We start from the raw sequence: 24,561 nt of genomic DNA on the forward strand, positions 1-24,561 counted from the left end.
TTCCCCGGGGTAAAACCTCGGAATGCTCGGCTTGTGGAGGAGAGTCGGGCGCGCCCCGGCCGCCGCACCCCACCCCTCACTCCTCAGAAGTTGCGGTAGTCGCACTCGACTACCGCAACTTTTGGAGAGTGGGCAGGCGGGCAGGCGCGTGGGCGCGTCAGACCGGGCGGGCCGCGCGGCGGCGGCGGTGCGGGAGGAGGTCGGGGACGGGGACCGGCCCGAAGGCGTCGGCGACGGCGACCCACACGGTCGCGGCGGCGGCGTGGTCGCCGAGCAGCTCGGCGCAGACGCCGCAGGGCTCGATCAGGTGCCGCGAGCCGCCGGGGCGCTGCAGCACTCCGACGATCGAGACGACCGGCGAGCCCGCGACGACCGCGGCGCTCAGGGCCGCCGACTCGGCGCAGACGGAGGCGCGGCCCGCGCTCGCCTCGACGTGCAGGCCGGTCACGACCCGCCCGTCCGCGAGCCGGAGCGCGGCCGCGACCTCGTGCACGCCGGTGCGGTAGCGCGCGTCGAGGATCGCCGAGGCGGCCTCGAGCAGCTCGCGGTCGGGCGCGGACATCCCGGCCGGCGGACCGGTCAGCACCGGCCGGTCGAGAGCCGCCCCCTCGGTCACGACCAGCCCAGGATCCGCGCCATGTTGCCGCCCTCGACCAGCGCGCGGTCGGCCTCGTCCGGGATCGCCTTCGCGATCTTCATCCGCTCGAGGTCGAAGTCGCTGCCCGGCCACTCGGAGCCGAGCAGGATCTTCTCGGCGCCGAGCCGGGCGTAGGCGCGCTTCACGTCGGACATCAGCGTCGCCGAGGTCTCGAGGTAGATGTGCGGGTTGCGCTCGGCGACGATGATCGCCTCGGGCACGTTCCAGACCGCTCCCATGTGGGCGATGATCGTCGGCACTCCGGGGAAGCCCTTGGCGATCTCCTCGATCGCGAACGGCGCGCAGAACGCGTCGTCGAGGGCGTTGATCAGCACGGGCAGGCCGAGCTCGTCGCAGACCGCGAACAGCGGATCGAGCAGCCCGTGGTCGGCGACGTGGTAGCCGTGCAGGCTGGGGTGCAGCTTGAGCCCGACCAGGCCGGCGTCGGCGAAGCGGCGGATCTCGTCGGTCGCGTTCTCCCACTGCGGCATGACCTGGCCGAAGCCGAACAGCCGGTCCGGGTGCGCCTTCACGAGGTCGATCAGGAAGTCGTTCTCGATGCCCTGCGCGAGGGAGCAGACCATCGCGCGGTCGACGCCGGCGGCGTCCATCCGGTCGAGGATCCGCTTCGGGTCGAAGGGCGTGTAGGCGGGCGGCTGCTCGCCGGGGCGGACCCCGCTCAGGTAGTCGCTGCGGCCGCGGCGGTCCTGCGTGGTGTTGTACGCGTCGATGATCATGCGGCGTCTCTCTCTTCCAGTGCGGTTCGGGGGATGGGGGGAACGACTCAGCCGACCGCGGCCATCGCGCCCATGGCGACGAGCGCGGCGAGGGAGGCGAGTCTCCGGGTGGTGTCGAGGCGGCCGGGACGACCGGCGAGGGCGACGCGGAGGGTGCACGCCGCGTAGACGGCGACCGCCGCGCCGAGCGGCAGGGCGAGCCCGCCGCCGTGCGCGTGCCCGGCGCTCGCGGTCGGCGCGGCCCCGGCGACGAGCACGAGGACCGAGGCGAGCAGCATGCCGACGGCGTGCAGCGCGTCGGCGCCGTGCCGCCGCACGCCCCTGCCGCGGCGCACCCGGTCGACGAGGGCGGCGACGAGCGCGCAGCCCGCGAGCAGGGCGGACCAGAGCGGCGCCGGCAGGAGGTGGAGGGCGGGCAGGTGCACGTCGAGCATCGCCGCGAGCATGGCGGCCTCGGCGACGAGCCAGCCGCGCCCGACGCGGCGCCAGCCGGTCAGCCCGAGGAGGAGGGACGCGGCGGCGCCCGCGAGCATCACGACCAGCAGCACGTCCACGCCGGCCTCCTGACCACGATCGGTCGCCAACGCGGGCAACATTGGATCCAATCTAAGGCTGAGAGGATCCATGGGTCAAGCCGAAGCAGGAGCGGGCTCGCCGCTCGACGACACCGACCCTCGCGTGGGATCCAATGGCTGCCATGATTGGATCCCGGCCGACCCGTGGCCGCTGATCGGAGGGGATCACCGCGTGAGCACCCAGGGCGACAACGCACTCGTGGACGATCTGGCCGCCCGCATCCGGGCGAAGATCATGTCCGGCGAGATCCCGATCGGCGCCCCGCTGCGCCAGGCCGAGCTCGCGACGCAGTTCGGCATCAGCCGCACCCCGGTCCGGGAGGCGCTGCGCCAGCTGCAGACCGGCGGGCTGATCGAGGTGGTGCCCAACCGCGGCGCCGTCGTCCGCGTGCCCGTGCCGTGGGAGGTGCGCGAGGCCTACGAGGTGCGCGCCGAGCTGGAGTCGCTGGCCGCCCGCCGCGCGGTCGACCGCCTCGACGACGCGACGATCGCCGAGCTCCGCGCCGTCAACACCGCGATGTACGAGCGCTCGCTCGCCGTCGCCGCCGGCACCGCGAGCGAGCGCGACGGCAGCGCCAACGACCAGTTCCACGGCCTGATTTACCAGGCCTCGGGCAACACCCGCCTCAGCCGGATGCTGATCGAGATCAACGACGCCTTCCCCCGCAACGTCTCCGGCCTGGTGCTCCGCGAGAACTCGCGGCACCGCGAGGAGAACTTCCGCGAGCACGAGCAGATCGTCGAGGCCTTCGTCGCCGGCGACCGCGAGCGCGCCGCCGACATCATGCGCGACCACGTCCTCCGCGCCGGTGAGCACCTCGCGCACTGGTACGAGCGGCGGTCCTCGACGGTCTTCACGGGCTGAGGCGCGGGCATCCCGCGGCGGATCAGCTCCGCGGCACCGTCGATCCGCGGATCAGCAGCTCCGTCGGCAGCAGCGTCGCCCGGTCGACGTCCTCCCCGGCCAGCAGCCGCACCAGCACCTCCGCCATCGCCTCGCCGAGCCCGGCGGCCGGCTGCCGGACCGTCGTGATCGGCGGGTCGCTCGACTCCGAGGAGTAGTCGCCGTCGAACCCGGCGAGCGCCACGTCGCCCGGCACGCTCCGCCCGCGCTCGCGGAGCACCGCCAGGGCCCCGGAGGCCATCTGGTCGTTCGAGGCGAAGACGGCGTCGATCGGGCGCCCGGAATCGAGGAGGCGGCGCATCGCCTCGGCGCCGTCCTGCGGCGAGTAGTCGCCGATCTCGACGAGCGAGGCGTCGAGCCCGGCCGCCTCGACCGCGCCGCGCCAGCCGGCGAGGCGGTCGATGGCCGCCGGCATGTCCTGCCGGCTCGCGATCATCGCCGGCGCGCGCCGCCCGAGACCGATGAGGTGCTCGGCGACCTGCCGCGCCGCTCCGAGGTTGTCGACGTCGACGTAGTGGCTGCCGTGATCGTCCGGGCTGAGCGGGCGGCCGCCGAAGACGAGGGGGACGCTCGCGCCGGTGCGCGCGTAGGAGTGGTCGCCGCTGTGGTGCGAGACCACGAGGGCGCCGTCGACGTTGCCGCCGAGCAGGTAGCGGCGGGTCTTCTCGGGGGTCGCCTCGGAGGCGATGACGATGTTGAGCATGTACTCGGTCTCGGCGAGCCGGGTGGCCGCGCCCTGCACCACGGCGGCGAGGAACGGATCGCCGAACACCTTGCCGATCGACTCCGGCACCAGGAGGGCGACCACCTGCGTCCGCCGGCTCGCCAGCGACCGGGCCGCCCGGTTGGGCACGTAGCCGAGCTGCTCGATCGCGCGGCGGACGGCGGCCTGCGCCTCGGCCTTCACCTTCGGCGAGTCGTTGACCACCCGGCTCACCGTCGCGCGCGACACGCCGGCGAGAGCGGCGACGGCCTCGAGCGTGGGTGCGGCCGGTGCGGCCGGTGCGGTGTCGTGACTCATGCGTGCCTCTCGAGCGGTGGACCCCCGGGCCCGAGAGTAGCCGAGCGGCCCGCCGCGGGATCGCCGCTCGGCCGCTCACCGCACGCACGACCACCTTCGGCACGCAGAAGCACCCTCGGCTCGTGGAATCGCGTCGAATCCGCGAGCCGGAGGTGATTCCGCGAGCCGGAGGTGGCCGCCGAGCACCTTCGGCTCGCGGAAGCACCCTCGGCTCGCCGGACGTGAACGAATCCGCGAGCCGGAGGTGATTCCGCGAGCCGGAGGTGGTCGTGCGCGATGTCCGACTCGCGGAAGCACCCTCGGCTCGCCGGAGTGCGGGATCGCGACGGGTGCGGTCACGGTACTGAGCGGCGGGAGAGCGCCTTGCTGATCGAGCAGTCCTCGCGGCGGGCGTCTCGAGATCCGCCGTGCCGAGAACGGCGGGTCTCGATACGCCCCTTCGGGGCTACTCGACCAGCATGCTGGGGGGCGCCTCCGGCTGCACGACCAGCGGGAGGCTGGCCGCTGAGCGAGGGGCGGGTGGCCGCGCAGGGGCCCTCCGGGCGCGCGCGGCCGGGAGCCGACTGGGCACGCGGCTCCCCCGGCGCCGGCAAGTGCTGAAGTGGCGGTTGCCCTCGCGCGCCGCGGGGCCGTCCACGACCCGCGGAGGAACCCCCATGCCGTCATCGAAGTCCGCCAACCGCACCACGAGTGAGCAGCGGAAGGAGCACGCCGAGCAGTACTCCGCCGCTGCGCGCTACGCCTCCGAGGCGTTCGGCACGTTCCTCCTCGTCGCAGGCGGCGTCGGCACGGCGATCTTCGCCTCCGCCTTTCCCGACAGCGGCAACGCGCTCGGCGTCGGCTTCCTCGGCGTCGCGCTCGCCTTCGGGCTCACGCTGGTCGCGGGGATCTACGCGGTCGGCCACATCTCGGGCGGGCACTTCAACCCGGCCGTCTCGATCGGCCTCGCCGTCGCGGGGCGGACGGAGTGGCGCCACATCCCCGGCTACATCGTCGCCCAGCTGGTCGGCGGCGTCGCCGGCGCGGGAGTCGTCGCGCTGATCGCGGCCGACGGACCGGCCGGCTACTTCGACGCCGCGCGCGACTCGGGCTTCGCCTCGAACGGCTTCGGCGCCGCCTCCCCCGGCGGCTTCGGGCTCGGCGCGGTGCTGCTCGCCGAGACGGTGCTGACGGCGGTGTTCGTCGGCGTGATCCTCTCCGTCACCGCGAAGAGCGAGTACAAGGCGGTCGCCCCGCTCGCGATCGGCCTCACGCTGACCCTCGTGCACCTGATCAGCATCCCGATCAGCAACACCTCCGTGAACCCGGCCCGCTCGCTCGCGGCCGCCGTCTTCGCCGGCCCCGACGCGCTCGGCCAGCTCTGGGTGTTCCTCGTGGCGCCGGTGCTCGGCGCAGCGATCGCCGGCCTCGCCTCGAAGACCCTGCACCGCACCCGCTGACGCGCGGGCCTCGCCGGCCGCCGCGTCGACGACGCAGAAGTTGCGGTAGTCGAGCGCGACTACCGCAACTTCTGAGGAGTGGGGGCGCGTTGCGGGCGGCTCAGCCGAGGAGCATCGCGAAGCCCTGGGCGGGGAGGGTGACGGGGGTCGGGCCCGTGGCGGGCGACTCGCTGACCAGGGTGCCGTCCTGGGCGTAGACGCGGAGGGTGCCGGTGCCGTCGACGGTGGTCGGCTGCGGGGTCGCCGTCGAGTTGCGGACCAGCTCGGTGCGGCCGGTGTCGCCGACCAGCACCAGGCGCGAGACGACGGGGCGCACGAGCAGGGCGTCGAGCTTCGTCTCGCCGGTCAGGGCGCGGACCTCGACGGTGGTCGCGCTCGCGGGGAGCGTGCGCCGCAGCTTCTGCGGGAGCAGGATGCCGGACGCCTCGGTGACGCCCTGCGCGCCGACGGTGCTGGTGAGCACGTCGAGCGGGCGGCGGCCCGAGTTCCAGAGGCTGATCGGGGTCTTCTCGGTGCCGCGCTCGGCGGCGAAGATCACGGCCTCGACCAGGCGGTCCTGGGTCGCGGAGCCGACCGGGATGGTGGCCGCGCGGCGCCAGTTCGAGAGCGACAGGTACGAGCCGCTCCAGCCGGACTCGCCGGTCCACGCCGACTCCGGAGTGACGACCGTGCCGCCGCGGGCCGACTCGGCCTCGACCAGGCGGAGGCCGTCGCGGCTCGCCTGGGTGGTCACCGCGGTCGCGCGGGCGGCGACGGACGGGTGCGCGTCGAGCGCGAGCATCGACAGCAGTCCGTGGATGGTGCTCTCGGCGCCGCTGTTGCGGTTGACGCTGCCGTCGGCCTGGACGCCGTCGTAGGTGACTCCGGTCGCCGGGTCGTAGACGGGGGAACCACTGAGATTCAGCCCGAAGAACCAGGCGCCCTGCACGCCGGCCAGATCGAGGTAGGCGCTCGAGCCGGTGGCGTCGGCGAGGGCGAGGGAGTTCTGCAGCCGGGAGTCGGCTCCGTAGGCGATCTGCACGCGGTCGGTCGGCGTGGGGTTCCAGCCGTTGTCCGGGCCGCCGGCGGTCAGCAGCTCGGGGGCGAAGCGGGCGGCGTCGACGACGGCGGGCTCGAGGAGCGACGCGTCGCCGAGCGCGACGGACGCGGCGGCCAGGCCGCCCGCCATCTGCGATGACCAGGAGTGCCAGAGCGAGCGCGACTTCGTCCAGGGCAGGATCGCGCCGTACGGCCAGGCGGTGGTGTCGGCCTCCGTCGTGGTGCGGGCGTAGGCGGCGACGCCCTCGGCGAGCTTCGCGGTGCTGGCGCGCACGGCGGCGTCGTCCGGCGCTGCCTCGACGTAGGCGGAGAGGCCGAGCAGGGCCTCCGCGGTGGCGTCGGCGCCGTCGACGATCAGCCAGGCGGGCACGTCGACGCCGTCGGCGACCGCGTACTCGCCGTAGCGGGTGAGGACCTCGCGGTCGACGGCGGCGACGCCGAGCTGGAGGCGCTCCTGGAGGAACGCGGCGAACGCGGGGTCGTCGTCCTGGAACGCGGCGTAGCCCTCGCCGAGCGCCCAGAGGGTGCGGGCCAGCCAGTAGCTGTCCTCGGAGTCGCTCGGGTCGGGCAGCTCGACCGGCTCGGCGCTGGGGTTCAGGTCACCGTCGGGCTGCATCCAGAGGACGACGTTGCCGGCGTCGTCGCCGGTCGTGGTCTGGAAGTAGGCCAGGGCGCGGAGGGTCTCGTAGGCGCTGTCGCGGCTGGCCGTCGATCCGGTCTGCTGCCAGTGCCGCAGGTAGACGACGGCGGCGCGGGAGATGTCGTCGGTGTTGTAGGCGCCCTGCGCCCAGTCGCCGGTCGCGGGGTCGAGGGGGCCGCCGCCGACGCGCTCGAAGGTGCCGCCGTCGCGGGCGTCGGCGTAGGTCCAGGGCATGACCAGGTCGGGCTCCTCGGCCAGGCGGTAGGTGCTGTGGCCGGGCTGGGGCTCGGGAGTGGCGGTGTCGAGGAGGAAGTCGAGGTGCGCCGTGTTGGTCAGCGGCTCGGCGGCCTGGGCGGGGGTCGCGGCGAGGGTGAGGCCGCCGGCGGCGAGGGCGGTCGCGGCCAGGACGGCGGCGGCGCGGGGTCTGAAGTTCGTCATTGAACCTGCTCCTTGAAGGGGGTGGTGGCTGGGATGGTGGATCTTGATACGCCCGCTGCGCGGGCTACTCGATCAGCAAAGGGCCTGCTGGTCGAGTAGCCCCGGAGGGGCGTATCGAGACCCGGCGTTCTGCAGAACGGGGGATCTCGATACGCCCGCTGCGCGGGCTACTCGATCAGCAAGTGCGGCGTCAGCCGTCCGTGCGGACCAGGCGGGCCGCGCCGATCTTGGAGTCGGCCATGCCGTAGAAGACGTAGTGCTGGCCGTCGATCTCCTCGATGGCGGTGGGGAAGACGACGTTGGGGACGATGCCGCTGCGCTCCTCCTCCGTCTCGGCCTGGAGCAGCGGCTCGGCGGTGCGGGCGACGACGCGCGAGGGGTCGTCGGCGTCGAGGAGGATCGCGCCGGCCGCGTAGTTGACGTGCTGCTGCTGCGCGAAGACGCTGTCGATCCTGCCGGTGACGCCGTGGTGCAGCAGCAGCCAGCCCTCGGGCACCCGCAGCGGCACGGGGCCGCCGCCGATCTTGAGCTCCTCGTAGGCGAACTCGGGGCCCGCGACGAAGCGGTGCCGCGTCCAGCGGGTCAGGTTCGCCAGGTCACGGTCGACGTCGTCGACAGGCACGTAGCTGATCCAGATGCTCTGCCGCGGGTCGTCGACGCCGGCGGGCAGCCGGATCCCCTCCCCCGGCCGGGTCTCGCCGAGGTCCCACATCGGCCGGTGCAGCACCGCGAACGAGCGGGTGCCGTCGGGCGCGTCGACGATCTCGGGGAAGAACACCGTGTCCTTGTTGTGGAAGAGCCCGAGGTCGATGTCGAGCGCGTCGTCGTAGGCGAAGGTGACCGGGCCCAGGCGCCGCCACTCGCGCAGGTCCTCCGAGACGGCGAGCGCCGTCCGCGGCCCGAGCGGACCGTAGGCGACGTAGGTCATCACGTGAAGCCCGAGCGCCTCGATGAAGGTGACCCGCGGATCCTCGACGCCCGCGGTGAGGGCCCCGCGCTCGAAGCCGCGGTCGGGCGCGAGCACGACGCCCTGGCGCTCGACGCCGACGGGCACGCCGTCCTCGACGAGCACGCGGGCGAGGCCGATCCGCGAGACGTTGCCGGCGGCGACCATCCGGGGCAGGAGGTAGACCTCGCCGTCGGGTCCGCGGCCGCTGCCGGGGTTGAGCACCCCCTCGGCCTCGAGCGGCTCGCCGGCGAGCGGCTCCATCACGACGCCGACGCGCTCGAGGCGGTAGGGGACGCTGGTGCGGGTGGTGGGGGCGGGGGTGGGAGTCATGGTCATCCTTTCACTCCGGATCCGAGATCCGTCGAGACGAAGTAGCGCTGGAACACGATGAAGAGCACGACGACGGGGGCCGCCAGCACGACGGCGCCCGCGAGGATCGCGCCGAACGGGTTGTCGGTCGACGAGGCGACGTTGGAGATGTAGTTGGCGAGGGACACGGCGAGCGGCTGCAGCGACGCATCCTTCGTGATGAGGAACGGCCAGAGGAACTCGTTCCAGGGGCCGATGAAGGTGAGCAGCACGGCCGTGACGAGCGCGGGGCGCACGAGCGGCAGCGCGATGTTCCAGAGCAGCTTGATCTCGCCGGCGCCGTCGATCCGCGCGGCCTCGAACAGCTCCTTGGGCAGCTGCAGGAAGTACTGCCGGAAGATGATCACCGCCGTCGAGTTGATCGCGAACGGCAGGATCATGCCCAGGTGGCTGTCCGCGAGTCCGTAGTCGCGGGCGATCAGCACGTAGAGCGGGATCTGCAGCAGCTGGAACGGGATGACCTGCACCAGCAGCGCGAGCGCGAACACGGCGTTCCGGCCGCGCCACTCGAGCATGGCGAGCGCGTAGCCGGCCAGGACCCCGAAGACGACCGTGCAGAGCAGGACGCCGCCGGTGAAGATCCCCGAGTTGATCAGGCCGGTGAGCAGGCTGATCCGCTCGTTGACGTTGACGTAGTTGTCGAGGGTGAGGTTGCCCGCCTCCGGGATCGCCCCGGCGAGGGTGGGGTCGGGGTCGGTCTGCAGCGAGCCGATCACCATGTAGTAGAAGGGGAACAGGAAGACGATCGCGCCGAGCGCGAGCACGACGCCGCGCAGGATCACGGCTGATCGGCTCGAGGCGGGGCGCTTCCGCCGGGTCGGCGGGGCGGCGGCGGCGGGGACCGCGGAGGTCGCGCCTCCGGCACTGGCGAGCGTGCTCATGAGTTCCTCTCCCCGGCGAAGCGGTTCTGCAGGTAGGCGATGACGAGCACGAGCAGCACCAGCACGACGCCGATGGCGGAGGCCACGTCGGGCTGCCCCTGCTGGATGCCCAGCTGGTACATCAGCAGCACGGGCGAGGCGGAGGCGCCGTTGGGCCCGCCGCCGCCGGTGAGCAGGTAGGGCTCGGTGAAGAGGTTCGCGCCGGTCACCGTGGAGACGAGCAGCACCAGCAGCGTCGCCGGCCGCACGCTCGGCACCGTCACCGACCAGAACTGCCGGATGCGGCCCGCGCCGTCGGTCGACGCCGACTCGTAGAGCTCCTTCGGCACGTTCTGCAGCGCCGCGAGGTACAGCAGGATGTAGAAGCCGAGCTGCTTCCAGGTGACGTAGAGCGCGATGATCGGCATCGCGAGCCTGTCGTTGATCAGCCAGGACGGGTCAGGGGCGAGCGGCCCGAGCAGGCTGTTCACGAGTCCGTTCCCGTTGAAGAGGAACAGCCAGACGCCGACGACCGCGACGCTCGCGGTGACGTAGGGCACGTAGAAGCTGACCCGGAGGAACGTGCGCAGGTGCACGACCTTGTCCAGCGCCGAGGCGAGCAGCAGCGAGAGCACCACCGTCAGCGGCACGTTGATCACCAGGAAGATCCCGATGTTGCCGAAGGAGCGGATGACCTGCGGGCTGGAGAACGCGGTGACGAAGTTGTCGAAGCCGACGAACGGGCGCTCGACCTGCACGCCGGGGGCCGCGAAGAAGAAGTCGTGGAAGGCGATGTAGACGGAGTAGCCGACCGGGAACGCGAAGACCGCGAGCACGAACAGCAGGTAGGGGCTGCCGAGCAGCAGCCCGAACGGCTGCGGGCCGAGGACGCGGCGGAGCAGGCTCCGCTTGTCCTGCGGCCGCGCGGCTCCGGCGCCCTTCGACGCCGGAGCTTTCGAGGCGACGGTCGTCATGTCACTGCTGGCCGGCGAGCCCGGTGACGGTCTCGGCCGCCCCGTCGAGCGCCGACTGCACGTCGCCGTCGCCGAAGATCACGGTCTTGCCCCAGGCGTCGCGGATCGCCTGCAGCATCTGCACCGTGTTCGGGCCCGAGGGCACCTCGATGGTGCGGCTCGCCTGGTCGCCGAAGCGCTGGTAGGCGGGGTTGGCCTCGAAGTAGTCGGCGTAGGTGGTCTGCAGATCGGTGCGCAGCGGCATCTGGCCGGTGGTCTCGAGCAGCGAGCGGTCCTGCTCCTCGCTGGTGGCGAACTTCAGGACGTCCCAGGCGGTGCCCTTGTTGGCGCAGGCGGAGTAGAGGCCGACGTTCTTCGCGTCGCTGAAGGTCCAGGTGTCCTCGGCGGGCGTGCCGTCGGGGGTGGGCACGGAGACGGAGCCCCAGTTCAGGTCGTCGTAGACCGAGACCGCCCACGGGCCGACGATCGACATCGCGGCCTGGCCGTCGGCGAACGCGTCGCCCTGGTACTGCTCGCGGCCGGCGAGACCCTGGTCGTAGAGGCTCTTCCAGAAGTCGGCGACCTCGTAGCCGGCGTCGTCGGCGAAGGTGGCCTTCCCGTCCTCGACCAGCCCCGTCCCTCCGGTCGCCGCGGCGTAGAGCGGCATGAAGTCGAACTGGGTCTGGAAGAACTCGCTGGTCGGCGCGGGCTGGATCGCGGCGGGCGCGGCTCCGGACTCGACGAGGGTCTTCGCGGTGGCGGTGAACTCGTCGTAGGTGGCGAGCGAGGGGTTCTCCGGGTCGAGGCCGGCGGCGGTGAAGATGTCCTTGTTGTAGAAGATGACGACCGGGTTGCTCTTCCACGGCATCTGGAAGTAGTCGCCGTCGGCGTTCTGGTACTGCTCGGCGAGGTCGCCGCTGCGGGTCTCGATGTAGTCGACGCCGTCCTCGAAGGTCGACAGGTCGACGAGGCCGCCCTGGCGCTCGAACTGGCCGACGGCGCTCGGAGCGGTGTTGAAGACGAGGCACGGTGCGTTGCCGGCGGTGATCGCGGCGCCGATGACCTCCTCGCTGCTCTTGCCGGCCGGGATCTCCTGGCCGGTGATCTGCTCGTCCGGGTGGTCGGCGTTCCAGGCGTCGACCATGGACTTGCCCCACTGCACCTCCTGCTCGTTGTTCGAGTACCAGATGGTGATCGGGCCGGTCGCGGTCAGGTCGGTGGAGCCGCCTCCCCCGCCGCCGCTGCAGGCGGTGAGGCCGAGGGTGGCGAGCAGGGCGATGCCCGCTCCGGTCAGCCGGCGTCTCTTCATCGAGGCCATGGTGCTTCTCCTTGGGTGTCTCCGCGTGCGCGACGGTGCGCACGGCGGTCGGGTGTTCAGCGGGTCAGGACCGCGGTGGGGCGGTCGAGTGGCGGACCACGAGCCCGGCGGGCTCGAGGTCGACATCGGGGGCGGTGCCGTTCTCGATCAGGTCGAGGAGGGTCCGCGCGGCCGCCTCGCCCCAGCGCGCGGGGCGCGTGCGGGCCGAGGTCAGCGAGGGGTAGACGTGGGCGGCGATCTCGGAGTCGTCGAAGCCGGTGATCGAGAGGTCGTCCGGCAGGCGCAGACCGCGGGTGTGCGCGACGCCGAGGCCGGCGATGGCCATCGGGTCGTTGGCGTAGACGATCGCGGTGGGCGGGGCGGCCGAGTCGAGCAGGGTCTCGGTGGCGCTCGCGCCGTCTCCGGCGCTGAAATCGGTGGCGACGACGGGGCCGGGTTCGAGGCCCGCGGCGGCGCAGGCGCGCTCGAACGCCTCGCGGCGGCGGAGGGAGTGCAGCAGGTGGCCGGGCCCGGCGACGTGCGCGAGGCGGCGGTGGCCGAGGGCGGCGAGGTGCTGCACCGCGTCGGTGATGCCGGCGGTGTCGTCCATCACGACCGCGGGCGAGTCCGAGCCGCCGAGGCGGCCGAGCGTGACCGCGGGCAGGCCGAGCTCGGCGAGCAGCGCGGGCCGGGCGTCGTCCGCCCGCAGGTCGCTGAGGAAGACGCCGTCGACCCGGCGATCGGCGGTGAGCGTGCGGTACACCGCCTCCTCCGAGGCGCCCGGGTCGACGACGCTGAGCACCAGCACCCGGCCGTGCTCGGCGAGCACCCGCTCGACGCCGGAGATGAAGGCGGGGAAGAACGGATCCGCGGCGATGACCTCGGGATCGCGGGCGACGACGAGGCCGACGGCGAAGGAGACGCTCGTGGAGAGCGAGCGAGCGGTGAGGCTCGGCCGGTAGCCGAGCTCGCCGGCGACGCGGAGGATGCGCTCGCGCGACTCGGGCGAGACGCCCGGCCGGTCGTTCAGCGCGAAGGAGACGAGCGTCTTGCTGACCCCGGCCGCGCGGGCGACGTCGAGAATGGTCGGCCGTGCCGCCATGCGCGCCTCCTGCTCGTCGTCGAGTGGTCTGAACCGGTTTACTTAACCGGTTCAGGCACCGTAGCAGGCCTTCGGTGGGCCGCGGAAGAGGCCCGGGCGCGCTGACAGCCGGATCGAGACCTGCACGACGTCAGCCGAGAGTGCAGCTCATCGCCGATGGTGGATGAGGACGCTTCCTGGCTGACGTTGTGCAAGCAGGCGGGCGGACCCCGGGGATCCGCCCGCCTGCCGCCGCTACTTGATCGTGCGCGCGACCGTGTTGTTCGCCGGAGTCGAGCGTCCAGACGTCGGCGCGCGCCGTCGGTCCGGAGTCACTCGCCCGCGGGAACGGCCGCAGACCCCCCGCCCTGGGCGTCCCTCCAGCCCGCGAGGTAGGGCAGCCGACGGTCGATCGCGAAGGTGCGCTCGATCTCGGCGGCGTCGGCGCGGCGGCGGGCCGACTCCTCCTCGGTGCCCGACCAGGCGTAGGGGTAGGGGAACGGGTCGGTGAGGTGCGCCATCAGGTGCAGCACCATCTCGTCGTCGTCCTCGGCGGTGACGTCCGGGCCGGCGACGCCCCGCTCGATGAACTCGGCGTTCCAGCGGCCCGAGGCGTCCCGGCGGGCCGACCAGCGCGGGTCGCCGTCGTAGGCGAGGCGCTTCTCCGTCACGACCGTCCAGTGCCGGTCCCGTGAGGGCAGCAGCTCGTTCGCGGCGGACACGAGGGAGGCGGGCGTCCACGCCGCGGGGAAGAAGGTCCGCAGCGCGGTCGCGAGCACGAGAGGGGTCGGGAGCGTCGCCGCGGCGGGGCGGCCGGCGCTCACCAGCGCGCACACCGCGAGGGTCTCGAGGTGCGGCCCTCCGGAGGCGCGGCCGAGCTCGGCCACGTGGATCGCGAGGGACCGGTGGAACGCGGCCGAGGCCTCCGCGTCGGCGAACGGCGGGGCGGGGATGCGGCGGTCCAGCCGGATCCGGGGGATGTGGCGCACGGCGGCTCCTCTGGTCGGTTCCGGTCGGGTCGGGTCTCAGGTCACGACTGCTGAATCGCGCGCGGCCGCAGGCCGTCGAGCAGGACGTCGAGCAGCACCGCCCGGTCGGCGGGCGAGCCGAGGCGGACCGCGTGCTCGATGCCGCAGACGAGGTGCTCGAGGTGGTCGATGGTGAGGTCCGGGCGGACGGCGCCGGCGGTGCGCGCCGCCGCCAGCACGGCCTCGAACGACTCGAAGATCTCGCGCTTGGCCGCGCGGACGGACTCGGCCTCGTCCTCGGGCGAGAGCAGCACCGCCTGGAGTCCGCCGTCCGACAGCTGGAGATCGAGCGCCTCGCGGAGGTAGACGGCGAGGGCGGCGCCGGGGTCGGGCAGCGCGGCGGCGCGGCGCGAGACGGCGAGCATCGCGTCGAGGGTGTCGGCGGAGAGGGCCTCGACGAGGGCGTGGACGGTCGGGAAATGCCGGTAGACGGTGGCGACGCCGACCCCGGCCTCGCGGGCGACCTCGTTCAGACGGAGCGTGCCGCGATCGTGGGTGCGCGCGACCTCGAGGATGCGCGCGCGGCTCCGCGCCGCGTCGGATCGGAGGACTGCCATGCGCCCCATCCTACGCAAGCGGATGACTCATCCGTTTCGTGCTAGCGTCCGATGCGGATAGATCATCCGCTTCGAGAGACGAGGACCGCATGACGAGCGAGCAGCCGACCTGGGACACCGCACGACTCCCCGACCAGACCGGGCGCACCGTCGTCGTGACCGGCGCGACCGCGGGCATCGGCTACTTCGCCGCCGAGCAGCTCGCCGGCGCCGGCGCGGACGTCGTCCTCGCGTCTCGCTCGGAGGGCAAGCTCCGGCGAGCGGCGGACACCCTCCGCGGCGCGGTCCCCGCCGCCCGGGTCCGGACCGTCGTGCTCGAGCTCGGCTCGTCCGCCTCCGTGGACCGGGCTGCCGCGGAGCTCGCCGCGCTGCCCCGCCTCGACGGGATCCTTCTCAACGGCGGCGCGATGAGCATGGACCCGCGCGCCGTCACCGAGGACGGACTGCCACTCCTGCTCGGCACGCACGTCGCCGCCAACGCGCGACTGGTCGCGCGGCTGCTTCCCGCGCTCGCGGCCACCGCGGCCGAGCACGGCGGAAGGAGCCGGATCGTGCACACGTCGACGGGGTTCGTGCAGCAGTTCCCGATGCGCGTCGACGACCTGCGCCGCGTGCCCCGACTGGGCATCAGCGCCTACACCAAGGCCAAGACGGCGACCGAGATCTGGGCCTTCGAGCTCGACCGGCGGCTGCGCGCGGCGGGGGTCCCGGTCGCGTCGATCGTCACTCGGCCGGGAGTGGGCGTCGACGCGAAGACCCCGGAGCGCGCGGGGATCCAGGACGCGACGACGCCCTACCGGCGCAATCCGTACACGCTGTGGGCGCAGGGCAAGGACACCGCCGCCTGGTCGGCCGTCCGGGCGCTCACCGATCCGCAGCTGCAGGGCGGCGAGTACGTCTCCCCGCAGGGCCGCCTGCGGGGCGCGCCCGTGCTCGTCGCGCCGCCGGCCCGGACCGCCGCTCCCCCGGCGGACGCGGCCGACCGCCTCTGGCGCCAGGTCGAGCAGCTCGCGGGGGTCGGCGTCGACCTCACTCCTCAGAAGTTGCGGTAGTCGAGCGCGACTACCGCAACTTTTGGAGAATCGGCCGCGCGCTCGCCTATCGTTACCGCTAACACACGGGACAGGCGGCCGGGGGACGAGCATGGCGGACAGGCATCAGCGGGCGGCGACGATCTACGACGTCGCGCGGGCGGCGGGGGTGTCGCATCAGACGGTGTCGCGGTTCCTCACCGGCACCGGCGGCATCCGGCCCGCGAACCGGGTCCGGGTCGAGGAGGCGCTGCGGACGCTGAACTACCGGACCAACGCCACAGCCCGCTCGCTCGCCACGCGGCGGACGCACCGCCTCGGGGCGCTGGTGCACGAGCTGTCCGGGACCGGTCCGGGCAAGACGATGCAGGGGGCGAGCGATGCCGCCCGCCGGGCCGGCTACTCGCTCGACATCATCAGCCTCGACACCTCCGACGACGTCGAGCTCGCCGATGCGCTGGACGCACTCGGCAGCCGCGACCTGGAGGGCATCCTCGCCACGGCGCCCACCGACGAGGTCGATGCGGCGCTGCGCACGCTCGATCTGCCGATCCCGATCCACATCGACCGCGGCGGCGAGCGGACGGGCGGCTCCTCCGCGGTCGGCACCCGGCTCGTGGTCTCGCACCTGCTCGAGCTCGGCCACCGCCGCATCGCCCACCTCGCCGGCCCCGAGCCCTGGATCTCCGCGCAGGACCGCGCGCGCACCTACCGGGAGTGCATGGCCGACGCGGGACTGCCCGCCCTCCCCCTGGCGCACGGCGACTGGTCGTCCCGCTCCGGCTACGCGGCCGCTCCGCAGCTCTTCGCCGACCCCGGAGTCACGGCGGTCGTCGCGGCGAACGACCGGATGGCGCTCGGGCTCCTGCTCTGGCTGCACGACAACGGCCGGCGGATCCCCGAGGACGTCAGTGTCGTCGGCTTCGACGACATCGCCGAGGCCGAGTTCTTCCATCCGCCGCTGACGACCGTCCGGCAGGACTTCACGGCGATGGGCCGCGCCTCCGCGCTGGCGCTGATCGCCCTCGTCGAGGAGTCGAGCCGGGCGGGAGTCGTGGACTACCCGGCGCCGGAGCTCGTCGTGCGCGCGTCGACGGCCCCGCCGACCCACGTTTCGTGACCGGTAACGATTCACCCTTGCGGTAGCGCGGACGGCGCTCTACGGTGATCCTGTCGCAGCAATCGTTACCGGTAACGAAACCCGGATCCACGACGCGACAAGCCTTCTGCAGAGCCGCAGAGGATTCACGCAGGGATGAAGACACCGATGAGAACGACGAAGTTCCGCAGGCCCCTCGCGGCCGCGACCGCCCTCGCCGCCGCCGCCCTCCTGGCCGGCTGCACCGGCGCGACCAGCCCGGCCGCGACCGGCGAGGCCGACGGCCCCGTCACCCTCGAGTACTGGTCGTGGGCCCCCAACATCGAGAAGATCGTCGACGTCTGGAACCAGGCGAACCCCGACATCCAGGTCGAGGTCAACACCTCGACCGGCGGCGCGGAGATCGTCGCGAAGCTCAGCGCGGCGAAGCAGGCCGGCACCCTGCCGGACCTCTCGAACACCACCTACGAGAACCTGCCGAACCTGATCACGAGCGAGATCGCCTCCGACGTCACCTCGATCATGGGCGACCGGGAGGCCGAGACGGCCGCTCCCGCCTGGGAGCTGACGACGTTCGACGACGTGAACTACGCCGTCCCGCAGGGCACCGCGCCGATGTTCCTCTACTACCGCACCGACATCTTCGAGGCGAACGGCCTCACCGCCCCGACCACCTGGGACGAGTACGCCGAGGCCGCCCGGGCCCTGCACGCCGCCGATCCGACGAAGTACCTCGCGACCTTCCCCGCGAACGACGCGCAGCTGTTCGCCGGGCTCAGCCAGCAGGCCGGCGCCGAGTGGTGGAGCCAGGAGGACGGCACCTGGACGGTCGCCATCGACGACCCGGCCTCGCAGAAGGTCGCCGACTACTGGCAGGGCCTCGTGGACGACGGCAGCCTCGCGACCTTCAAGACCTTCACCCCCGAGTGGCAGGCCGCGCTCGCCGACGGCACGCTGGCCAGCTGGCTCGGCGCGGTCTGGACTCCCCCGCTGCTGCAGAACAACGCGCCCGACACCATCGGCAAGTGGGCCGCCGTGCCGATCCCGCAGTGGACCCCGGCCGACCCGAGCTCGGGAGTCCTCGGCGGCAGCGGCACGATCGTGACCACCGGCTCCGACCACCCGGAGCAGGCGCGCGAGTTCGCGCTCTGGCTGAACACCTCGACCGAGGCCCTCGAGGCCTACATCGAGTACGCCAGCATCTGGCCGGCGGCGCTCTCCGGCCGCGAGCTGCCCGAGCTGCAGCAGGCTCCGGCGCTGCTGCCCGAGCAGACCGACTTCTACGACACGGCCGACGAGATCGACCAGATGACCGCCTCGGTGACCTGGGGCCCGAACGTCTCGGTCGCCTACGACGCCTTCAACAACGCCTTCAGCGCCGCCGTCAACGAGAAGGGCAGCTTCGCGGAGGCCCTCGCGAGTGTGCAGGAGGCGACCGTCGCGGACCTCGAGAAGTCCGGCTACGACGTCGCCGGGCAGTGAGGCTCCCGTGACGACCACCGCCGTGCCCCGGACCGGGCGCTCCTCGACCCTCGCCCCGCGGGCGGCGCCCTGGTTCTTCGTCGCCCCCGCGGTCCTGCTCGCGGTCGCGCTCCTCGCCCTCCCGCTGCTCTACACGGTCTGGCTCAGCTTCCGCGGCAACACCGTCAGCGGCAGCGGGCTGGGCGTGAAGAAGGAGACGTTCGTCGGCCTCGACAACTACGCGCGGACCCTCGCGGACCCCGCGCTCTGGGCCGGCTTCGGCCGGATGCTGACCTACGCGCTGCTCTCGGTGCCGGTCACGATGATCCTCGCGCTGGTGTTCGCGCTCCTGCTCGACAACCTGTCGACCCGCTTCGGCCGGTTCTCGCGGATCGCGATCTTCGTGCCCTACGCGGTGCCCGGCGTGATCGCCGCGCTGATGTGGGGGTTCCTCTACCTGCCGGGCGTGAGCCCCTTCGTCGACGCGGCGACCGCGCTGGGGCTGCCCGCCCCGGTCTTCCTCGGCCCGGACTCGGTCTTCCTCTCTGTCGCGAACATCGCGATCTGGGGCTCGGTCGGCTTCAACATGGTGATCCTCTACACCTCGCTGCGGGGGCTCCCGTCCGAGATCTACGACGCCGCCCGCATCGACGGCTGCTCGGAGCGCCAGCTCGCGCTGCGGATCAAGCTGCCGCTGATCGTCCCCGGAGTGATCATGACCGGGCTCTTCTCCGTCATCGGCGCGCTGCAGGTCTTCTCGGAGCCGAACACGCTCGTGACGCTCACCACGGTGATCGGCTCGGACTGGGTGCCGATGATGCTGATCTACCGCGACGCCTTCGTGACCAACGACCTCTACTCGGCGTCGGCGACCTCGGTCGTGGTCACCCTCCTCACCCTCATCGCCTCGCTCGGTCTGCTGCGCTTCCTGCAGTCGCGCGCCTTCGGAGAAGACTGATCATGACCGACACCCTCACGAAGCTCCCGCCCGTCCTCGAGGATCCCCGCCGCGCCGCGCAGTCGGTCCGCTCCCGCCGCCGGGGCCCCACGGTCACCCGGCCGCGGGCCGCGTTCTGGCCGACCGCCGTCCTGCTGGTCGGAGCCGTCTACTGCCTCCTGCCGGTGTTCTGGCTCTTCACGGCCGCGACCAAGCGCTCGGGCGAGCTGTTCACCACGTTCTCGCTCTGGCCCAGCTTCACCGGCGGGTTCCAGGAGAACTTCGCCCTGCTGCTCGGAGTGGGCAACGGCGCGTTCTGGTCCTGGTGCCTGAACAGCCTGATCTTCGCCGGCGGCGGCGGGCTGCTCGGCACCGCCGTCTCCGCCCTCGCCGGCTACGGCCTCGCGAAGTACTCGTTCCGCGGGAAGAAGCTCGTCTTCAACTTCCTGCTGATCGGGGTGCTCATCCCCGGGGTGATCCTCGCGATCCCGCAGTACCTGCTGCTCTCCTCCGTCGGGATCGCCGGCACCTACTGGTCGGTGCTGCTGCCGTGCATGATCAGCCCGTTCAGCATCTACCTCTGCCGCATCTACGCGACGGCGGTCGTGCCCACCGAGATGCTCGAGGCCGGCCGGATCGACGGGGCGAGCGAGTGGCGGATCTTCTCCCGGATCGCCGTCTACCCGATGGTGCCGGGGCTGATCACCGTGTTCCTGCTGCACTTCGTCGGCATCTGGAACAACTTCCTGCTGCCCTTCATCATGCTCTCGCGCACCGACATGTTCCCGCTGACGGTCGGCTTCTACTCGCTGATGAACCAGGGGAACGACCAGCCCAACACCTACAACGTCGTGATCATGGGCTGCCTCGTCTCGACCATCCCGCTGATCGCGCTCTTCCTCTTCCTGCAGCGCTACTGGCGCCTCGACCTCGTCAGCGGATCGCTCAAGGGCTGACCGCCTGGTCCGCCTACTGCTCCGACCGCCGACCTCCTCCCATGCAAAGGATCGACATGACCACCACCGAGCCCACCACCGCTCCGACGGCGACCGGCAGCACCCTCCCCGACGGCGGCTGGCCCGTCATGCTCACCCCGTTCCGCGAGGACCGCTCGCTCGACTTCGAGCAGGTCGACGCCCTGACGGACTGGCTGATCGACAACGGCGCCGCCGGCATCTTCACCGTCGCGCTCTCCAGCGAGATGTACGACCTCACCGAGGAGGAGCGGCTCGCCCTCGCGACGCGGGTCGTCGCCCGCTCCGCCGGCCGCGTCCCGGTGGTCGCCTCCTCCGTCTCCTCGGGCAGCGCGGAGGAGCAGGCCGCGTCCGCCGCCGCGATGGCCGCGACCGGGGTCGACGCGGTCGTGCTGATCTCGTCGCTGGTCGGCGGGCTCAGCACCACCGAGGAGGAGTGGCGCGCGACGGTGCAGCACATCCTCGACAGCGTGCCGGGGGTCGACTTCGGGATCTACGAGTGCCCGGTGCCGTTCAAGCGCCTGCCCTCGACCGAGAACGTCGCCTGGATGGCCGGGACCGGCCGCTTCGTGTTCTACAAGGACACCTCGCACTCGCTCGAGACCATGCAGGAGCGGCTCGCGGCGATCGCGGGCACCCGGCTGAAGCTCTACAACGCGCAGATCTCCTCCCTCACCGACTCGCTCCGCGCGGGCGCCGCCGGCCTCAGCGGCTACGCCGCGAACATCTACCCGGAGCACGTGGCCTGGCTCTGCGAGCACTACGACGACGAGCCCGCCGAGACGGCCGTCGCCGTGCAGCGCCTGCTGACGGTGGCCGAGCATACGATCAACTCGCGCTACCCGACCTCGGCGAAGTACTACCTCCGGCACAGCTCGCGCCTCGCGATCGAGCCGATCAGCCGGTGGAAGCCGGAGGGGATCGGGCCGCACGAGGGCGCGCCGCTGCTGGAGCTCGCCGCCTACATCCGCGACCTGCGGCTGCCCGGGTCGGCGCGGGTGGACGGCGCCCGCTAGATGATCGTCGGGGCGTATCCGTCGCTGCCGGAGCACGCGCGGCGCGACGCGGCGGCCTTCGACGCCTTCCACGAGCGGATCGCGCTCGCGACCGGGTGCTCGGGGTTCGAGATCCCGTTCGGCAGCGCCTTCGTCCCGGACGAGGCGGCGATGCTGCGGCTGCTGCGCCGCCGGGGGACGCACGTGCTCACCCTGCTGCCGGCGATGCTCGAGCGCGGGGTCGGGCCGGCGGATCCGGTCGCGGAGCGGCGGGCGGCGGCGGTCGCGCTGGTGCGGCGGGCCGTGCGGGTGGCCGCGGCGGCGAACGAGCGCGAGCAGCGGCCGGTCGTCGACACGGTGCTGCTCCACTCGGCGCCGCGGGTGACGCGGGGCACCGCGCTCGCCGCTCGCGCGGCGTTCTCGCGGAGTCTCGCCGAGATCGCCGGCTGGGACGCGCACGGCGTGCAGTTCGTGATCGAGCACTGCGACTCCTTCGAGGGACCGGACCCCGCCAAGGGCTTCCTCGACCTGCCGACCGAGCTCGAGCTCGCCGCTCGCCACGGCCTCGGCACCGCGATCAACTGGGGCCGCTCCTACCTCGAGACCCGCCGCCTCGACGGCCCGCTCGAGCACGCGCGGGCCGCGCGCGACGCCGGCACCCTGGCGATGCTCGGCGTCTCGGGAGTCAGCGACACGGCCACGGCGCTCGGTCCCGCCTTCAGCGACAGCCACGCCCCCGTCCGCACCGACGACACCGTCGCGAGCCTGCTCGATCCCGACACCCTGCAGCGGTTCATCGGGATGGATCCCGGAGCGCGTGTCGTCCCCAAAGTCGCGGGCGGACCGCACGCACTCGCCGCCTCCGCCCACGCCGCCCGCCAGCCCTTCCTGCTGGTCGAGTAGCCCCGCAGGGGCGTATCGAGACCCACCGTCCCCAGCAGTTCAGGCCTGAAGACACGACGCCGACCACCTCACCGCTCTCTGGAGACACGCCATGACCCATCACCCCGCCGACACCCGCTACGACCGCATGGCCTACCACCGCGCCGGCCGCAGCGGCCTGAAGCTGCCCGCCCTCTCACTGGGCCTGTGGCACAACTTCGGCGCGACGAAGCCGATCGAGACCCAGCGCGCGATCGTCCGCCGCGCCTTCGACCTCGGGATCACCCACTTCGACCTCGCCAACAACTACGGCCCGCCCTACGGCTCCGCCGAGACGGCGTTCGGCCGGATCCTCGCGGAGGATCTGCGCCCCTACCGCGACGAGCTGGTCCTCTCCACGAAGGCCGGCTACGACATGTGGCCCGGCCCCTACGGCGATCACGGCTCGCGCAAGTACCTGCTCTCCTCGCTCGATCAGAGCCTCGGCCGGCTCGGCGTCGAGTACGTCGACGTCTTCTACTCGCACCGCCCCGACCCGGAGACCCCGATCGAGGAGACGATGGGCGCGCTGGCGAGCGCGATCCAGCAGGGCAAGGCCCTCTACGCGGGCGTCTCGAACTACTCGCCGGAGCAGACGATCGCCGCCCGCGACGCGCTCGCCGCCCACGGGGTGCCGCTGCTGCTCCACCAGCCGCGCTACTCGATGCTCGACCGCCGGCCCGAGGAGTCGGGGCTGCTCGACCTCGTCGAGCGGGAGGGCATCGGCGCCATCGTCTTCTCGCCGCTCGAGCAGGGGCTGCTCACCGACCGCTACCTCTCCGGCGAGATCCCGCCCGACTCGCGTGCCGCGGTCGGGCACTTCCTCACGCCCGGAGCTCTCGAGGGCGACTACCACCGGCTGATCCTGAGCCTGAAGGAGATCGCCAACGGCCGCGGCCAGAGCATCGCGCAGCTCGCGCTGAGCTGGGTGCTGCGCTCCTCCGCCGTCACCTCGGCGATCATCGGCGCCTCGAGCGTGCAGCAGCTGGAGCAGAACGTCGGCGCGCTCGAGGCGCCGGCGCTCAGCGACGCGGAGCTGCAGTCGATCGAGGACGCCCTCGGAGGCCGCTGACCGGCGACCGGCCCGCGCTGATCGCGTGCCCGCGACTCTCCGAAAGTCGCGGTAGTGGCGCGCGACTACCGCAACTTTCAGAGAGTGGAGGGGGCGGGCAGGATTGGGGTCAGAGCGGCGGGACCCGGGCGATCCAGCCCGTCGCCTCCTCCAGGGCGCGGGTCACCGCGAGCAGCTGGGCCTCGCGGCCGTGGCGGCCGACGACCTGGACGCCGACCGGGAGGCCCTCGGGGGTGAAGCCGGCCGAGGTGACGACGACGGGGTGGGCGGTCAGCGTCAGGCGGTTGGCGAGCATCTGCCAGGTGAAGTAGCGGTCGAAGTCGTGGCCGTCCACGGACGGCACCCACTCGAGCTCCGCGGGTGGCGCGACGACGGGGGTCGCGGGCAGGATCAGCACGTCGTGCGTCTCGAGGACGCGCGCGGTGTCGCGGAAGAGGCGGGTGCGGCGCTCGTAGGCGTCGGCCAGCTGCGTCGCGGTCGTCGCGCGGCCCTGCTCGACGTTGCGGACGTAGTCGGGGCGGAAGCCGGTGGCGCCCGCGTCGACCGCGTGCCGGCCGCCGAGGAAGAACTCGAAGGTCTCGATGGTCTCCCAGGCCTCGTCGGCGCCGGCGAAGTCGGGCTCGTCGGCCTCGAGCACGGCGCCCAGGCCGGACAGCTGCGCGGCGAACGCGGCGTGCACGGCGCGCACCGCGGGGTCGATCGGCAGTCCGCCGGCGTCGTCGCTCCAGGCGATGCGCAGGCCGTCGACCGCGACCGGGCGCGCCGCGTGGACGGGCAGCGACGACAGCGGCCAGACGCTCTTCTCGACCGAGAGCGCGTCGAGGAAGAGGGCGGCGTCGGCGGAGTCGCGGGCCATCGGGCCGGTGACGCCGTGCGGGGTCCAGGCGTTGCCGGTCCGCCCGCTCGCCACGCGGCCGGGGCTCGGCCGCACGCCGACGACGTTGCAGAACGCGGCGGGGTAGCGCAGACTGCCGCCGCTGTCGGAGCCGTCGGCGATCGGCAGCATCCGCGCGGCGAGGGCGGCGGCGGCGCCTCCGCTCGACCCGCCGGCGTGGCGCGAGAGGTCCCACGGGTTCACGGTGGTGCCGAAGACCGGGTTGAAGGTCAGCACGCCCTGGCCCATCTCGGGGGTGTTGGTCTTGCCGATGATCAGGGCGCCGGAGTCGCGGAGCAGCGTCGCGAGCACGCTGTCGTGCACGGCGGGCGCGGCGTCGGCGAAGGCGGCGGAGCCGTTGGTCGTCGGGAAGCCGGCGACGTCCATCAGGTCCTTCACCGCGGTCGGCAGGCCGTGCAGCGGCGGGAGCGGTTCGCCGGCGGCGAGCGCCTCGGCGGTGCGGCGGTCGGCGGCCTCGGCGGCGGCGAGCGAGACCGAGTCGGGCTGCTGCGAGACGACGGCGCGGATCGCGGGGTTCCGCTCCTCGATCCGCTCCAGGTGCGCGCGCATCACCTCGACGGCCGAGACCTCGCGGGAGGCGATGGCCGCGGCGAGCGCGACGGCGCTGCTGTCGGCGAGGTGCGGGGCGAGCCCTGCGGTCATCGGTTCCGTCA

23 protein-coding genes are annotated in these 24,561 nt (G+C 72.8%); 10 read left to right on the forward strand and 13 right to left on the reverse strand.

Annotated features, from left to right (window positions below):
- Positions 1-157: 157 nt before the first annotated feature.
- The 3 genes from GSU72_RS18625 to GSU72_RS18635 are packed head-to-tail and all read right to left on the reverse strand — an operon-like array spanning position 158 to position 1,928.
- Entirely contained in the window at positions 158-616 is a 459-nt protein-coding gene (locus GSU72_RS18625; RefSeq protein ID WP_208545107.1) for a hypothetical protein, read from the reverse strand.
- Positions 613-1,374 (reverse strand): amidohydrolase family protein, encoded by a 762-nt coding sequence (locus GSU72_RS18630; protein ID WP_123731620.1) that lies wholly within the window; start codon positions 1,372-1,374, stop codon positions 613-615. Before GSU72_RS18630 ends, GSU72_RS18625 begins: the two co-directional genes overlap by 4 nt.
- Positions 1,375-1,421: 47 nt before the next feature.
- Positions 1,422-1,928 carry a hypothetical protein gene (locus tag GSU72_RS18635; protein ID WP_159986370.1) on the reverse strand — a complete coding sequence of 169 codons (507 nt, stop codon included), beginning with the start codon at positions 1,926-1,928 and terminating at the stop codon, positions 1,422-1,424.
- A gap of 193 nt (positions 1,929-2,121) precedes the next feature.
- Here GSU72_RS18635 and GSU72_RS18640 point away from each other — a divergent pair, with 193 nt between their 5' ends.
- Positions 2,122-2,814, forward strand: coding sequence for a GntR family transcriptional regulator (locus tag GSU72_RS18640; RefSeq protein WP_208545108.1), 693 nt, complete (start codon positions 2,122-2,124; stop codon positions 2,812-2,814).
- A gap of 22 nt (positions 2,815-2,836) precedes the next feature.
- On the opposite strand, the gene GSU72_RS18645 is transcribed toward GSU72_RS18640, so the two are convergent.
- Positions 2,837-3,874 carry a LacI family DNA-binding transcriptional regulator gene (locus GSU72_RS18645; protein WP_159986372.1) on the reverse strand — a complete coding sequence of 346 codons (1,038 nt, stop codon included), beginning with the start codon at positions 3,872-3,874 and terminating at the stop codon, positions 2,837-2,839.
- A 656-nt stretch (positions 3,875-4,530) separates the two neighbouring features.
- Between GSU72_RS18645 and aqpZ the strand changes: the two genes are divergently transcribed.
- Positions 4,531-5,313 (forward strand): aquaporin Z, encoded by a 783-nt coding sequence (aqpZ, locus tag GSU72_RS18650; RefSeq protein WP_159986373.1) that lies wholly within the window; start codon positions 4,531-4,533, stop codon positions 5,311-5,313.
- A gap of 100 nt (positions 5,314-5,413) precedes the next feature.
- Here the strand turns inward: aqpZ and GSU72_RS18655 are convergent, their stop codons facing one another.
- From GSU72_RS18655 to GSU72_RS18690, 8 genes are all read right to left on the reverse strand, one after another.
- On the reverse strand, positions 5,414-7,429 hold the full coding sequence (locus GSU72_RS18655; RefSeq protein ID WP_159986374.1) for a hypothetical protein: 2,016 nt from the start codon (positions 7,427-7,429) through the stop codon (positions 5,414-5,416).
- Positions 7,430-7,619: 190 nt separating this feature from the next.
- Positions 7,620-8,708 carry a glycosidase gene (locus tag GSU72_RS18660; RefSeq protein WP_159986375.1) on the reverse strand — a complete coding sequence of 363 codons (1,089 nt, stop codon included), beginning with the start codon at positions 8,706-8,708 and terminating at the stop codon, positions 7,620-7,622.
- A 2-nt stretch (positions 8,709-8,710) separates the two neighbouring features.
- Positions 8,711-9,628 (reverse strand): carbohydrate ABC transporter permease, encoded by a 918-nt coding sequence (locus GSU72_RS18665; RefSeq protein ID WP_159986376.1) that lies wholly within the window; start codon positions 9,626-9,628, stop codon positions 8,711-8,713.
- The gene (locus GSU72_RS18670) at positions 9,625-10,581 is read right to left on the reverse strand and encodes a sugar ABC transporter permease (protein WP_159986377.1); all 957 of its coding nucleotides are present in this window, start codon (positions 10,579-10,581) and stop codon (positions 9,625-9,627) included. Before GSU72_RS18670 ends, GSU72_RS18665 begins: the two co-directional genes overlap by 4 nt.
- A gap of 1 nt (position 10,582) precedes the next feature.
- A complete protein-coding gene (locus GSU72_RS18675) occupies positions 10,583-11,878 on the reverse strand; it encodes an extracellular solute-binding protein (protein ID WP_244255890.1) in 1,296 nt (431 codons plus the stop codon).
- A 64-nt stretch (positions 11,879-11,942) separates the two neighbouring features.
- Positions 11,943-12,959, reverse strand: a complete 1,017-nt coding sequence (locus tag GSU72_RS18680) for a LacI family DNA-binding transcriptional regulator (RefSeq protein WP_159986378.1) — start codon at positions 12,957-12,959, stop codon at positions 11,943-11,945.
- A gap of 311 nt (positions 12,960-13,270) precedes the next feature.
- Entirely contained in the window at positions 13,271-13,927 is a 657-nt protein-coding gene (locus tag GSU72_RS18685; RefSeq protein ID WP_159986379.1) for a hypothetical protein, read from the reverse strand.
- 41 nt (positions 13,928-13,968) lie between these two features.
- On the reverse strand, positions 13,969-14,523 hold the full coding sequence (locus tag GSU72_RS18690) for a TetR family transcriptional regulator (RefSeq protein ID WP_159986380.1): 555 nt from the start codon (positions 14,521-14,523) through the stop codon (positions 13,969-13,971).
- A gap of 89 nt (positions 14,524-14,612) precedes the next feature.
- Here GSU72_RS18690 and GSU72_RS18695 point away from each other — a divergent pair, with 89 nt between their 5' ends.
- The 8 genes from GSU72_RS18695 to GSU72_RS18730 all read left to right on the forward strand — a co-directional run bounded on the left by GSU72_RS18695 (position 14,613) and on the right by GSU72_RS18730 (position 23,013).
- The gene (locus GSU72_RS18695) at positions 14,613-15,575 is read left to right on the forward strand and encodes an SDR family NAD(P)-dependent oxidoreductase (RefSeq protein ID WP_159986381.1); all 963 of its coding nucleotides are present in this window, start codon (positions 14,613-14,615) and stop codon (positions 15,573-15,575) included.
- A gap of 91 nt (positions 15,576-15,666) precedes the next feature.
- The gene (locus GSU72_RS18700) at positions 15,667-16,674 is read left to right on the forward strand and encodes a LacI family DNA-binding transcriptional regulator (RefSeq protein ID WP_159986382.1); all 1,008 of its coding nucleotides are present in this window, start codon (positions 15,667-15,669) and stop codon (positions 16,672-16,674) included.
- Between the two features lie 147 nt (positions 16,675-16,821).
- Positions 16,822-18,135 (forward strand): extracellular solute-binding protein, encoded by a 1,314-nt coding sequence (locus GSU72_RS18705; RefSeq protein ID WP_159986383.1) that lies wholly within the window; start codon positions 16,822-16,824, stop codon positions 18,133-18,135.
- A gap of 7 nt (positions 18,136-18,142) precedes the next feature.
- On the forward strand, positions 18,143-19,072 hold the full coding sequence (locus tag GSU72_RS18710) for a sugar ABC transporter permease (RefSeq protein ID WP_244255891.1): 930 nt from the start codon (positions 18,143-18,145) through the stop codon (positions 19,070-19,072).
- Between the two features lie 2 nt (positions 19,073-19,074).
- A complete protein-coding gene (locus GSU72_RS18715; protein ID WP_159986384.1) occupies positions 19,075-20,007 on the forward strand; it encodes a carbohydrate ABC transporter permease in 933 nt (310 codons plus the stop codon).
- A 56-nt stretch (positions 20,008-20,063) separates the two neighbouring features.
- A complete protein-coding gene (locus tag GSU72_RS18720) occupies positions 20,064-21,041 on the forward strand; it encodes a dihydrodipicolinate synthase family protein (protein ID WP_159986385.1) in 978 nt (325 codons plus the stop codon).
- Entirely contained in the window at positions 21,042-21,923 is an 882-nt protein-coding gene (locus GSU72_RS18725) for a DUF4862 family protein (protein ID WP_159986386.1), read from the forward strand. It begins immediately after the preceding gene.
- Positions 21,924-22,014: 91 nt separating this feature from the next.
- Entirely contained in the window at positions 22,015-23,013 is a 999-nt protein-coding gene (locus GSU72_RS18730) for an aldo/keto reductase (protein ID WP_159986387.1), read from the forward strand.
- A gap of 109 nt (positions 23,014-23,122) precedes the next feature.
- Here the strand turns inward: GSU72_RS18730 and GSU72_RS18735 are convergent, their stop codons facing one another.
- Complete coding sequence (locus tag GSU72_RS18735) at positions 23,123-24,550, reverse strand: amidase family protein (RefSeq protein WP_159986388.1); 1,428 nt, start codon at positions 24,548-24,550, stop codon at positions 23,123-23,125.
- Positions 24,551-24,561: the final 11 nt, after the last annotated feature.

The organism is Rathayibacter sp. VKM Ac-2760 (genome assembly GCF_009834185.1).
Taxonomy (GTDB): domain Bacteria; phylum Actinomycetota; class Actinomycetes; order Actinomycetales; family Microbacteriaceae; genus Rathayibacter.

What these genes read in the sequence shown, in the direction of transcription:
- GSU72_RS18680 (WP_159986378.1), bottom strand. Translation starts at nt 12,959, where the DNA reads ATGGCGGCACGGCCGACCATTCTCGACGTCGCCCGCGCGGCCGGGGTC.
- GSU72_RS18725 (WP_159986386.1), top strand. Translation starts at nt 21,042, where the DNA reads ATGATCGTCGGGGCGTATCCGTCGCTGCCGGAGCACGCGCGGCGCGAC.
- GSU72_RS18690 (WP_159986380.1), bottom strand. Translation starts at nt 14,523, where the DNA reads ATGGCAGTCCTCCGATCCGACGCGGCGCGGAGCCGCGCGCGCATCCTC.
- GSU72_RS18700 (WP_159986382.1), top strand. Translation starts at nt 15,667, where the DNA reads ATGGCGGACAGGCATCAGCGGGCGGCGACGATCTACGACGTCGCGCGG.
- GSU72_RS18695 (WP_159986381.1), top strand. Translation starts at nt 14,613, where the DNA reads ATGACGAGCGAGCAGCCGACCTGGGACACCGCACGACTCCCCGACCAG.
- GSU72_RS18730 (WP_159986387.1), top strand. Translation starts at nt 22,015, where the DNA reads ATGACCCATCACCCCGCCGACACCCGCTACGACCGCATGGCCTACCAC.
- GSU72_RS18630 (WP_123731620.1), bottom strand. Translation starts at nt 1,374, where the DNA reads ATGATCATCGACGCGTACAACACCACGCAGGACCGCCGCGGCCGCAGC.
- GSU72_RS18715 (WP_159986384.1), top strand. Translation starts at nt 19,075, where the DNA reads ATGACCGACACCCTCACGAAGCTCCCGCCCGTCCTCGAGGATCCCCGC.
- GSU72_RS18735 (WP_159986388.1), bottom strand. Translation starts at nt 24,550, where the DNA reads ATGACCGCAGGGCTCGCCCCGCACCTCGCCGACAGCAGCGCCGTCGCG.
- GSU72_RS18665 (WP_159986376.1), bottom strand. Translation starts at nt 9,628, where the DNA reads ATGAGCACGCTCGCCAGTGCCGGAGGCGCGACCTCCGCGGTCCCCGCC.
- GSU72_RS18660 (WP_159986375.1), bottom strand. Translation starts at nt 8,708, where the DNA reads ATGACTCCCACCCCCGCCCCCACCACCCGCACCAGCGTCCCCTACCGC.
- GSU72_RS18645 (WP_159986372.1), bottom strand. Translation starts at nt 3,874, where the DNA reads ATGAGTCACGACACCGCACCGGCCGCACCGGCCGCACCCACGCTCGAG.
- GSU72_RS18705 (WP_159986383.1), top strand. Translation starts at nt 16,822, where the DNA reads ATGAGAACGACGAAGTTCCGCAGGCCCCTCGCGGCCGCGACCGCCCTC.
- GSU72_RS18655 (WP_159986374.1), bottom strand. Translation starts at nt 7,429, where the DNA reads ATGACGAACTTCAGACCCCGCGCCGCCGCCGTCCTGGCCGCGACCGCC.
- aqpZ (WP_159986373.1), top strand. Translation starts at nt 4,531, where the DNA reads ATGCCGTCATCGAAGTCCGCCAACCGCACCACGAGTGAGCAGCGGAAG.
- GSU72_RS18675 (WP_244255890.1), bottom strand. Translation starts at nt 11,878, where the DNA reads ATGGCCTCGATGAAGAGACGCCGGCTGACCGGAGCGGGCATCGCCCTG.
- GSU72_RS18670 (WP_159986377.1), bottom strand. Translation starts at nt 10,581, where the DNA reads ATGACGACCGTCGCCTCGAAAGCTCCGGCGTCGAAGGGCGCCGGAGCC.
- GSU72_RS18720 (WP_159986385.1), top strand. Translation starts at nt 20,064, where the DNA reads ATGACCACCACCGAGCCCACCACCGCTCCGACGGCGACCGGCAGCACC.